General features: G+C 46.6%; 14 protein-coding genes. 4 read left to right on the forward strand and 10 right to left on the reverse strand.

Annotated elements, in window-relative coordinates:
- Positions 1-48: 48 nt before the first annotated feature.
- The 7 genes from HJG54_RS04285 to HJG54_RS04315 all read right to left on the reverse strand — a co-directional run bounded on the left by HJG54_RS04285 (position 49) and on the right by HJG54_RS04315 (position 4,154).
- Positions 49-267: a DUF5615 family PIN-like protein gene (locus tag HJG54_RS04285; RefSeq protein WP_316433551.1), complete on the reverse strand. Its 219-nt coding sequence runs from the start codon at positions 265-267 to the stop codon at positions 49-51.
- Positions 264-494 (reverse strand): DUF433 domain-containing protein, encoded by a 231-nt coding sequence (locus tag HJG54_RS04290; protein WP_316433552.1) that lies wholly within the window; start codon positions 492-494, stop codon positions 264-266. The genes HJG54_RS04285 and HJG54_RS04290 overlap by 4 nt, the downstream gene beginning before the upstream one ends.
- Before the next feature lie 47 nt (positions 495-541).
- Entirely contained in the window at positions 542-940 is a 399-nt protein-coding gene (locus HJG54_RS04295) for a VOC family protein (RefSeq protein WP_316433553.1), read from the reverse strand.
- A gap of 176 nt (positions 941-1,116) precedes the next feature.
- On the reverse strand, positions 1,117-1,902 hold the full coding sequence (locus HJG54_RS04300; RefSeq protein ID WP_316433556.1) for an alpha/beta fold hydrolase: 786 nt from the start codon (positions 1,900-1,902) through the stop codon (positions 1,117-1,119).
- Between the two features lie 141 nt (positions 1,903-2,043).
- Positions 2,044-2,643, reverse strand: a complete 600-nt coding sequence (locus HJG54_RS04305) for an ASCH domain-containing protein (RefSeq protein ID WP_316433557.1) — start codon at positions 2,641-2,643, stop codon at positions 2,044-2,046.
- 18 nt (positions 2,644-2,661) lie between these two features.
- On the reverse strand, positions 2,662-3,252 hold the full coding sequence (locus HJG54_RS04310; RefSeq protein WP_316433559.1) for a flavodoxin family protein: 591 nt from the start codon (positions 3,250-3,252) through the stop codon (positions 2,662-2,664).
- Positions 3,253-3,341: 89 nt separating this feature from the next.
- Positions 3,342-4,154 carry a helix-turn-helix transcriptional regulator gene (locus HJG54_RS04315; protein ID WP_316433561.1) on the reverse strand — a complete coding sequence of 271 codons (813 nt, stop codon included), beginning with the start codon at positions 4,152-4,154 and terminating at the stop codon, positions 3,342-3,344.
- 679 nt (positions 4,155-4,833) lie between these two features.
- Here HJG54_RS04315 and HJG54_RS04320 point away from each other — a divergent pair.
- Positions 4,834-5,031, forward strand: a complete 198-nt coding sequence (locus HJG54_RS04320) for a hypothetical protein (RefSeq protein ID WP_316433562.1) — start codon at positions 4,834-4,836, stop codon at positions 5,029-5,031.
- Between the two features lie 161 nt (positions 5,032-5,192).
- Here HJG54_RS04320 and HJG54_RS04325 read toward each other — a convergent pair whose 3' ends face one another.
- The 3 genes from HJG54_RS04325 to HJG54_RS04335 are packed head-to-tail and all read right to left on the reverse strand — an operon-like array spanning position 5,193 to position 8,501.
- Positions 5,193-6,539, reverse strand: coding sequence for a diguanylate cyclase domain-containing protein (locus HJG54_RS04325; protein ID WP_316433563.1), 1,347 nt, complete (start codon positions 6,537-6,539; stop codon positions 5,193-5,195).
- Positions 6,540-6,544: 5 nt separating this feature from the next.
- On the reverse strand, positions 6,545-6,934 hold the full coding sequence (locus HJG54_RS04330) for a response regulator (protein WP_036002089.1): 390 nt from the start codon (positions 6,932-6,934) through the stop codon (positions 6,545-6,547).
- 40 nt (positions 6,935-6,974) lie between these two features.
- Positions 6,975-8,501: an ATP-binding protein gene (locus HJG54_RS04335; RefSeq protein WP_316433564.1), complete on the reverse strand. Its 1,527-nt coding sequence runs from the start codon at positions 8,499-8,501 to the stop codon at positions 6,975-6,977.
- A gap of 204 nt (positions 8,502-8,705) precedes the next feature.
- Between HJG54_RS04335 and HJG54_RS04340 the strand changes: the two genes are divergently transcribed.
- From HJG54_RS04340 to HJG54_RS04350, 3 genes are all read left to right on the forward strand, one after another.
- A complete protein-coding gene (locus tag HJG54_RS04340; RefSeq protein ID WP_316433565.1) occupies positions 8,706-8,921 on the forward strand; it encodes a hypothetical protein in 216 nt (71 codons plus the stop codon).
- Between the two features lie 155 nt (positions 8,922-9,076).
- Entirely contained in the window at positions 9,077-9,232 is a 156-nt protein-coding gene (locus HJG54_RS04345) for a hypothetical protein (RefSeq protein ID WP_316433566.1), read from the forward strand.
- A gap of 410 nt (positions 9,233-9,642) precedes the next feature.
- Positions 9,643-10,239 (forward strand): hypothetical protein, encoded by a 597-nt coding sequence (locus tag HJG54_RS04350; protein WP_316433567.1) that lies wholly within the window; start codon positions 9,643-9,645, stop codon positions 10,237-10,239.
- The last annotated feature ends 262 nt before the right edge of the window (positions 10,240-10,501 follow it).

Below are 10,501 nucleotides of genomic sequence, written 5' to 3' on the forward strand. Positions count from 1 at the left end.
ACGCAGCAAATTTTCAACTTGTGATGTTGAACAATTTCCAAGGCGAAGCTAAATAACTTTCGGTGGATTTCCAACTACTAAGCTCAGGTCGTGCATGCCAGCGTCTTTCGAGATAATCATCAAATCATTGTCTTTTACATAATCCCAAACGATTGGATCGATCGTTGCTTTCATGTCTACATCTCGGACGTGAAGTGAGTTTGGGAAAAGATCGCTCAAACGGTTCGGCACTTTAGGCGATAAGTTTTCATCAAACAGTAATTTCATGCGGATAAGGTCGCAGTCATAAATCGACGCTCACGGTCAGCGGCATAAGCAATACAGGCTTTAAAGTCTTCTCGTGTCAAATCGGGAAAATCATCGAGAATTTCCGCTTCAGTCATCTCGGAAGCTAAATACTCAAGCACTTCATAAACCGTAATCCGCAAGCCACGTACACAAGGCTTACCACCGCGTTTATCGGGCTCGATAGTGATGTAATCTTTATAGTTCACAATTGAAATTATTGACATTCTGTTCTTGCCATTTACGCAATCTTAGACTACAGTTGCTGCTTTGGCTCTGTCATCCACTGGACAAGTTGAATCACAATACCATTTGGATCGCTGACTTGAAAGAATCGTTCTCCCCAGGGTTCGGTTTCAATTGCAGTCGTAATCGTTACCCCTTCTGCTTGTATTCGCTCATATTCTATATCGATGTCATCTACCACTAAGGCGATCAACAAACCGTCTGCTTTATGTCCGCGCAGATGAATTGGCTTGAAGCTTTCCAGCCCAGTTCTCAGGAAGATTAGGTTAAACCCAACATCTTTCCTAGAGAGTGACACAAAGCCATCGGCTGACATTTCCTCGCTAAAGCCGAAGTGTTGCTTGACAAATGTGGCGGATGCATTTACATCATCAACATTGAGTGAGATTGCAGAAGCAGTGACTTGCATAAGTTATAGTCCTAATCAGTACAAAAGATTACATTCGGGCTACCTTTCCGAGCAACCGCCCGAACTGCCTAATGGTTCGCTTGAGCGATTGCAAACCATCTTCGCAATGCACCAAGATCTTTCAACAGACCACTCCAAGCGAATTATGAGATGATAAAGCCGTTGGATGAGTGATGTTAGGCGTCATTAAAGAACGCCGACACCACTGGAGCGACTACCTCAGCAGAAGCCCCGTGATCCTGCCCGTCCAGAATTATGAGCTTTCCCTGGGGCAGAATCTCCGCGATCCGGGTGGCAGCATCTCGAAAGAAATCTGGGCTAGCTCCCCCAGCGATCACTAGTGTCGGGATCCTGATGGTCTTGACGAGTTCCAATGGTATCGTCCCCCCTCGCTCGAAGTCTCCCATGACCTCGTGGTCATACACCATCGTAGGAGCTATGGCGAGCATCGTGGGATCGGTACGAATGTCCTCGATCGCTTCATCTGGCATGCCAGAGGCTGTCATAAAGAGGGTGATGGCATCAACCCGTTTACCCTCTGAGAGGGCTGCTTTGACGCTCTCAGCAAGTTCGCGCGAACTTCGTTGGCTTTCTTCATCGTCAGAACCATACGGCGGCTCATGCAGCACTAGCTTGGTCATAGCCAATCCGCTAGCTGCGGCATTCAAGGCGAGACCCGCGCCGGAAGAATGGCCATAGATCGACGCAGTACCACCAACCTCTTTGATGAGTGCAGCAATGTCCTCGATCTCGCGCTCAACCGTATACGGATCTGTATCGCTGCTATCGCCCCGTCCTCGACGATCGAAGTTGATTACCGTGAACGACTGTGCGAGTTGCTCGGCCAATTCTTGAGTCTTGCTTCGGTCGCAGAGCAGGCCGCTCACTATGATTACTGGTGGGCCATGACCAACGCGGTCAAAGGCTATCTTCGTTCCGTCTTGCGATGTGACATGATACACTTTTGTTCTCCTGTTTTCACTTGACTAGGCCGCGCTTCGTGTGATGTCTGACGTTGCCAATTACCCGCCACAAATCATCTTTGCGTCATAACTGATTCGCTCTTAACGGTCAGTGTGCATAGTTGTTGTTATGCCGGAACACTAAGTATATTCCTCAGAATAATCTAGGCGATCGAGTATCTCGCAACCTCGTGGGGAGAGCCGATAACCGCCTCGCGCAATACTTATAGTAAGCCCAAGGCTCTTTAACTTACGGACTTTCACTTTGAGTACCTGTGTATCTAGATTTGCTAATCCTGCAAGTTCTGTAGCACGTAGACCTGGATGCTGTTTAATCAGTCGTAGAATTGTCATTGTCCAGGAACCATCTTGGCTCTTTAAATCAAGATGTGTAAGTTTCTGGTGGACTTTAGCTAGCTCGTCATCTGTGAGATCAACCTGCTCCCTCAACACCTCACGAGGATCTTGTCCCGCAAAGTGAAATTTGATGCGATACAACGCACTCTCTTGATTTTCGTTTAGCGTATGAAATAGCTCTGAGTAAGATGAGCAGCCAGCCTTTTGAGCATCTTCTGGTGTAATCTCGTCAACATGAATCACTGTCACTTCGTCGATTGCTAAGATACCAACGGCTGTTCTAAGCTGACCCCCTGTTTTCACAGTTGGACGTTTCCATCGGCGAAATGCTAACGTGACTGTCCCATCTGCAATACGCTCAAGAACTTGTTGTTTGATCAACATATTACTTAAAGAATTGGGCTATTTGATTCGATGTACCCATTTTGCGAGGCGCTGTCCAAAGTGTTTGCAGCTTAGCCGATCGCCTGGATGCAGTTCTGGTTCTTTGCGCTCAAAATCTAAATAGGTTTGCCCCATCACACCTAAATAAGATCCGAGCCGATTGGTTTTATCGGTTGAACCTTTTGCTGTGCAATCAATTTCCCCTGGATTCACCCACACCATGCCATGTTGTGCCGCGAGAATGCTGAAATAAATTAGTGTATTGAGTTTGTCACCACTGAGAGCAGCACCATGCGTAAATCCACCCGCTAGTTTATCTTTCCAAGATTCCTTAAACCATGTTTCACTTGTGAAATCGGCGAATGCTTTGAATTGAGCAGCAGCGCCGCCCATATAGGTCGGAGAGCCAAATATAATCGCATTTGCCATTTGTAGGCTTTCCATAAATGTTTGATTAACCCAGCGTCCATCCTTGATTTGCGTTCCTTCAATTCTTAATAGATCAACGCGAGTATCAGCGTGACAATAGACCCCAGAAGCGATCGCTTCGGCCATGAGATGCGTATGTCCTATACCAGAAAAGTAGATGATTGCGACGCTGCCCATCATGAATCATGACTCCCTCAAGTTGATAGCAAGGTTGATGATAGGGTCATTATGGCGCAGCATGGAGCTTGAAGGATTGTAAAAAAATGACCTCAATTCGATAGCTCTACATGACAAGGATGGAAGCCACGCTTTGCCACATATTCAGTAGGTGTACAATTCGCAAACGTCCGAAAATCATGGATGAGGTGGGACTGATCGAAGTAGCCGCAGGTAAGAGATATATCCAACCAATCGATCTGCTTTTTGCCCTTGATGAGACAAAGAACTCGCTGTAATCGCCGAACTCGACAATACAGTTTGGGAGTTAACCCCACCCGATCGCGAAATAGCTGGTTAAAGTGGCGAGTGCTAAACCCTATTTGACTTGTCACCGTACTGACCGGAGAAGTCGGTAAGCGCTCAAACTCCCGCAAGGCAAAATCAACGACTGGATGATAAGCGAGAGGCTGCATAAAACTTAATAAGAACTGCTCCAGTACCAGAAAACGGGTTTCTGTCGTCGGTTTCTCTAGCAAGCGACCGCGTAGTTCTGTAGCTGACCCCTGCCATAATTCCTCCAGCGAAATGATTTGATTATGCAATTCTCCCCCAGGAATTGTGAAGAACGCCGCACTCCCCCCTGGCTTAAAATGTGCCCCCATCACAGAACAGTTTTGATCTTTAGCAATGATGAAGCCTTTGGAATGGACACCACAGATCCTTGCGCCTTTGGTACTACCGCACTGAGTCTTGCTGTAAAGATCAAAAAGTGGGATCTCGTCTTCGTGGAGGTCGATCACCAACTCCATCGAGCCAATCGGCAATAAGCATGAGCGCGATGGTGACTTATCTCCCTCCCAGTACCATAGAAATTCAACGAACTGTGAGAGCGGCGATCGAGGCTGGTAAGTCTGATAAATCATATGGTTTTGTCAATTAATCAGCCTCTACAAATAATCTTTAGGCAACCGCATCAGCCTAGAAATTGAGCGCATAACTACTAGTTAGACTGAATTTTTCCGTCTAATCACCCTGTCAGGGCAGATATACCGAAACATTTCGGGCTATTTCGCTATACAGCAGGTGAGATGGAAACTTCTCTGCATAGTACTCCTGATTCAGGCGATTATACAGAAACTTTCAGCATCTTTTCCATTTCCGCTCTCAGTGTGCAGTGTATCAATTACGGTAAGTAGCACAAGAGAACGACGAAAGCAAAGTCAAGAAATTCTGCAGCAAGTCCCCAACGTCATCCAACTCAAACACGCTTCCTGTTGCATCCAGCAGACCTACCTTGAGTCAAGTTCAACAATTGATGACAACATGCTGCCATACGCTTGTGTTTGACCATCTTTTGTTCTATCCTGTCCAATACTGGTTTGCTCCGCCCTAGGGCAACCAGACCCCTGGCTTAAGGCTCAGGGCGCTGATCCAGAGTGCGACCAACACCCGTGGACCAGCTAACCTAACTTCCTGTAGTAGGCAGGAGGTGAGGCTGTGTTGATTGTACAAGATCAATGAGCAGCCTCGCTGATGTCCCCAGTAGTTAGGGCAAACTGCCTTAAGCCATTTCTTCCAACTTCATCAGCGAGGTTACAAACAATGACCACTGAGTTCAACGCACTGTTGAAGAATCCTTGTGACGAGCGAGTGCAGATCTGGATTATCGGCACACGGGACCAGGTGATTCACCAGATGAACGAGTTTACCGTCAAGCAGATTGCCAGTGACCGTGCCCGATTTACACCTCTGATTCCTGCCCCCTTTGAAGGCAAATACATGACTGTGTTAGTGAGGTAGGAAACAGTCCAGTGCAGCCCTATACAGTCATTCAGTTAGAGAAGGTGGCTGCAAGCAAACAAGATCCCCCAGCCCTGGGGGATTGTAGCTCTTTCGTATCCTGACTATACACTCAGCTATTATCGAGGACAATCACCATCGCTTGTTGAGTTTGTTACAGACTAAACGGCGATGGAAAAATATTGACAGTTATTTCGCCCCAATTTTTTGGCCTGATATAGCGCTGTATCGGCCTTCTGGAGTAATGTGGTCGCATCCAGGCCATCGTCAGGATAGATGGCAATCCCTACACTGGTAGTGACGTGCAAAGAATGACCTTCCAATACAAAAGCAGGCTGGAGAGCCGCAATTAGTCTGTCAGCCACCGCGCTTGCATCGTTTCGACTATTGATGTGAGGCAAAAGCAGCACAAATTCATCTCCCCCCCAGCGGGCCAACAGATCGATCTCTCGGAGACAGGCACTGAGGCGTTGCACCACCTGTTGCAGCAAACCATCCCCGATCGCATGGCCCAGGGTGTCGTTGATTTGCTTAAATCGGTCCAGGTCGAGAAACATGACGGCTAGCAGGTCTCGTTGCCCGTCTGAGGCATCCGTTACTTGAGCTAGTGCTTCAGCAAATTTTTGGTTGAATAGAATTCGATTCGGCAAATTGGTAAGCGGGTCATGCAACGCCTGGTGTTTGACGATGGCTTCGGCCTGTTTCGCTTGGGTGACATCGCGGAAACTCCAGACCCGACCGACGATCTGACCGTTTAGGTACTGGGGGCGTAGGTAATATTCAATTACTCTGTCATTTTTGAGTTGGAAGAAGTTATGTGCTTCTGTGTGAATTTGAGTCAGTAGATCCTGGAAATAGGCTACATCCGGCGCGAACAAAGCATCCAGGATAGAGTCGAGCGATTGCTGCGGGCAATCCCCTAATACTTGATCTGACAGGTGCCAGATCCTAGCAAACCGTTGATTAAAGCTGACAACGTTCCCTTCGTTATCCAGCACCAGAATTCCGTCTGCGGTTGCTTCTAGAGTTGCCAATAGCAATGCCAACGAGCTTTCTAACCGGGCATTGATCTGCTTGAGCGATGCATTCTGTTCGGCTATCTGCTGCTCTTGCTGGAAGCGGCGTAAGGCTTCCGTCACGGTCAAGATGAGATCCGTTTCATCCCAGGGTTTACGGATGTAGCGATATAGAGCCGCCGCATTTACCACATTCCCTACAGAATCGGCATCAGCCTGACCGGTTAGCATGATCTTTAAGGTCTTGGGATAGAGGGAGTGAAGCTGAATCAATAAAGCATCGCCCTCCATGCCGCGCATTTTTTGATCCGAAATGATCAGAGGAATTTGTTTGCCTTCCGCAACTAGTTCTGCACAGAGTAACAGTGCATCTTCACCGCTACTGATCAGCTCAATATCATAATCTTTGCCGAAATTGCGCTTGAGTTGTTGCCCTAAACTTCTGAGAATGGTCCATTCATCATCTACACAAACAATTGCCGCTCGTATCATCGATATCAATCCAGTGCCGTACTAATCACTTGCTGCAACTCTGCCTCAGTCCAGGGTTTGTGGAGGCAGGCATAGAGATTTGCTTCTCGTCTCGCTCGCTCAATTGCGGCTTCGTCAGCTTGCCCCGTCAACATCACGGTAACAATTTTAGGAAAGCGCTGATGCACTTGAGTCAAAAATTCATCGCCTTTGATCCCAGGCATTAACCAATCCGAGACAATGATCAAAATTTTGATCTCTTCGCTGATTAGTTCATCGATCACGATCCAGGCTTCTTCAGCATTTTGAGCAACCTCATAGATATAGCGATTGCCAAAGCAGCGTTTTAGCTGTTCTTTCAGGCATTTCAAAATAGTGACTTCGTCGTCTACACAAAGAATTGCTGCATCGGACATGATTCAGTATCTCCTAATTCATTCCTTAGTTTTCTCCACGTTAAACCGCTCCAATCGGCAGCCAAACCTTGAATTGAGTGCATCCAGGCTGGCTTTCTACCGCAATATAGCCCTGGTGTTTCTCAACAATCTTTTGACTGATATACAGTCCTAGCCCGCTGCCTTCTCCTGCGGCCTTGGTGGTAAAAAAGGCGTCAAACATCCTCTGCTGCACTTCTGGAGAGATCCCAGAACCTGTGTCTGTAATGCTGACTTCCACTCCGTCATCCTGTTGGCGAGTTGCCAGCATCAGCTTTCCCTTTGACTGCATCGCCTGAATAGCATTATGAATCAGGTTAGTCCAGACCTGAATCAGCTCATCTGGATAGCCCCAGATTGCAGGAATGGGTTGATAGTCGCGAATTAGTTCGATATTGCGCTTCAGCTGGTTGTGATAGATCTCGATTACCGTTTCTAATCCATCTGTGACTTCCACGCGCTGCTTTTTCCCGATTTGGTCAAACCGAGCATAGCTCTTCAAGGCAAAAACGATTTTGGCAGAACGATCAACAGCTCGTAGAATCATTTGGTTATTAATAAACGAACAGGTCAGGTTATAGGCAAACTGCACCGCCCATTCACCCTGGTCACCTTTTAAGAGAGGTGCTAAAAACTCAGTTTGTTCATGGATGCCCATGTCCATGAGTAGATCAGCAGTGTCTCTGGCATTTTCAAGTCCATACTCCTGAAGTTGAGCCGTGAGTTTGCGCTTCAGCGCCCGGTTTTCAGTGGATGCAATCAGAGGTTGACTATTGAGTGCTCGCTCGACCAACTCAAAGAAGCTCGCCTGTTCTGCATCGTTTAACCGTTGGTGTAGGTAAGGCAGTTCGACCAACGCTTCCTGTAGTGCTTTGTGAGTGTTGTCAGCAGACGCTTTGATAGTACCCAAAGGATTATTGATCTCGTGCGCCACTCCAGCAATTAACTGCCCCAAAGCTGCCATCTTTTCCTGCTGAATCAGCTGGCTTTGCGTTTGCTGCAGATCCTGCAAGGCAGTTTCGAGAGCTTGATTTTTAGCCCACAACTTGTTGCTGAATCGGTGAAACAAACTTCCAATAATTGCAGCGGACAAAATCAACGATGCACTGGTGCCAAAATCGGCAATTCTACGTGTCTGTTCCTTTTGTTCTATAAATCTTTTTTCTAGAATTGCAACTTCAGCGTATAGATCATCGTAGATTTCATCAATGCCATCTGCATCAATATCGATTGCCTCTTTGATCTTGCCTTGAGCAATTAGCCCCATGGCGTCATCAATCTCGGTCCTGTAGAGCATATAGAGCGAAAACAGGTTGCTGAGGCTGTCTTGTTGATCAAGTTGTTGCAGCTCATTCAGAATGATATCAGTACTCTGGCGATTTTCAGCTAGCTCCTCAGTCAAATTCTCATCGATCTCACCTTTCGCAATCCCTTCCCACTCCAAAGCGTTGAGTCTGCTTACTTGCTCTTTTAGGCGGGTTAGAAGCAGTCTGGTGTTATTACTGCGCTCTGCAATTTGATTGAACTGATAAATGGCAGTAGCACTCATGATTGCAGCAATCAGTGCTGTCAACAGTACAGACCACGTTGACAATTTGGGCTTGAACTTGGGAATCGGAGTAGACGAAATAGATCCTATCAGTTTAGGGGTACTAAGCATGGAATCAAAACGTGAAAAATAAAGTGAAATTGGTATCGGGTTCGGGTTTTGCAGGCCAGCCAAAGTAGTGTCAGCATTGTTAGATGAGGTCAAATGAAATCAAATGAAGTCAGCAGTTTTCCGCAAGCTATTGCCGTTCTAGAGGATATTACTGAGGCTAGTTCTGCAATAATTGGCCGCAATAGGATCATTTTTCCCGGAATTTCCCTAAAAATTCACATGCTTGCTACCGTTTGCCCCGAATGCGCCTTGCGTTCAATTATTCTCTGTAGTAATACGGTGAAGCTAGTCAACATTACTGCCGACTAATTCGTCTTTGGCCGTTTTAAATTAAAAACTCTCACGAATAGATAATTCAACAAGTCAAAAATCATGCCCAAACTTAGCATCACGCTACTTAATCAGCACATTAGTCAAGTTAAAGATGGATTGGCTGCATCAAGGCAGAAACTTTAAGTGAAAGCATGCTGATTGACTACCTGCTCCTGACCTACGGCAGATCGCTGATTGTCAGTATTAATACCCCAGAAATTGATATACTAATCCTTAAAATTGAACATGATATTCGCGTGTTCCTGACGGGGTCATCCACTGCTTTGCTGTTGCCGTTGCGTGAGTGAATGGTGAAGTGAATCTAGCAATTCGCCAATCCATACACATTTTTCTATATGTGGAGTTTGCACCATAGAGTCGTGACTCGCTTGACCTACTCTTGACTGACTAAGCAATTGCGTGTCAAGGCACTGTTCTACAGTTGGAAAACGGCACGATTTGTGTCGTTTGTGTTGATGTTCGCATCGATGTTATTGATTCTGGGCTGTTCAGATTGGGTATCTCTTTAATGCAGGCGTACTTTGAGCCTTCTGCATCTGTTAGTTGCAGCCTTTTTCAGGCTAGTGAAGTACGAAAAACGGGGTGAAGGGGCAGTGCCCCTGCGGGGGCTTCGCTCCCACACACCCTATACCTCACATGAGTGAAAAATGCTGTAAATTGGCTAGTTAAATCGACTGACTTGCATCTATCGTGGACCATGCGACTTTCTTGCTACACGCAGTACTACTTGCGCCAGTTTTTATACCAATACGCCTGCTGCTGGCATTACCCTCTTTTTGGTGTTGGGCTACAGTCCTATCTGCAAGAAGACATCAATTTGCGTTTGCAGCAACTCTGTCCCAATCATAGAGAGCTTCAGGGCAAGTTGCGGGAGCTAGAAAAACTGATCGAGTTACATCGAAAAGTAGACACAACTGCATTTTGCGCCCGTCAAAACATTAGTCAACTTGAGCAGAGAATTCTTTGGCTACTGGGCTTGAAGTTTCTAGCTCTCCTACCAATGCTCGCCGTGACCGTCATTCCAGACCATGCCGCATCCCGCTTTCGCTTTATCCTCGACCACAACCTGTATCAGGGCATTCGATACACCGATCAGCTCTACGGTAGAGTTATAGAATTTGGGGCAGACTATAATCTGCCTGCTTGTCACGTTCTATTTAGCTTGAGTGGGCACCATACTGACGTTGTGCTGACGGTCTCTAAATCATGTCACGAAATTTGGCTGAATCTGCGAACTCCAATTTATCAGGAGATATATAAACCGAAGTACGGCATAGTACAAAACGCTGCTTAGAGGACAATCTAGAAGAATTGAGGTGAGAAAAATCAACGGCAAGACAATCAGCAGCATTCAGGAGCAAAAAGTGATGATAGCTTGGGAACTAAGTCAGGAAAATCATGTACAACCAACAGGTCCAATAAAGAGGAGCAGTAGATCGCAAATCCTGTTGAGATCCCCCCTCCCCTTCCTTACAAAAAGCTACCGTGTACACCGATCTCGATCGCGACTCAATGCAAGGGTTTGATCCCCCTAAATCCCCCTTGATAAGGGGGAC

The organism is Leptolyngbya sp. NK1-12 (genome assembly GCF_032598965.1).
Classification (GTDB): Bacteria; Cyanobacteriota; Cyanobacteriia; order Elainellales; family Elainellaceae; genus Elainella.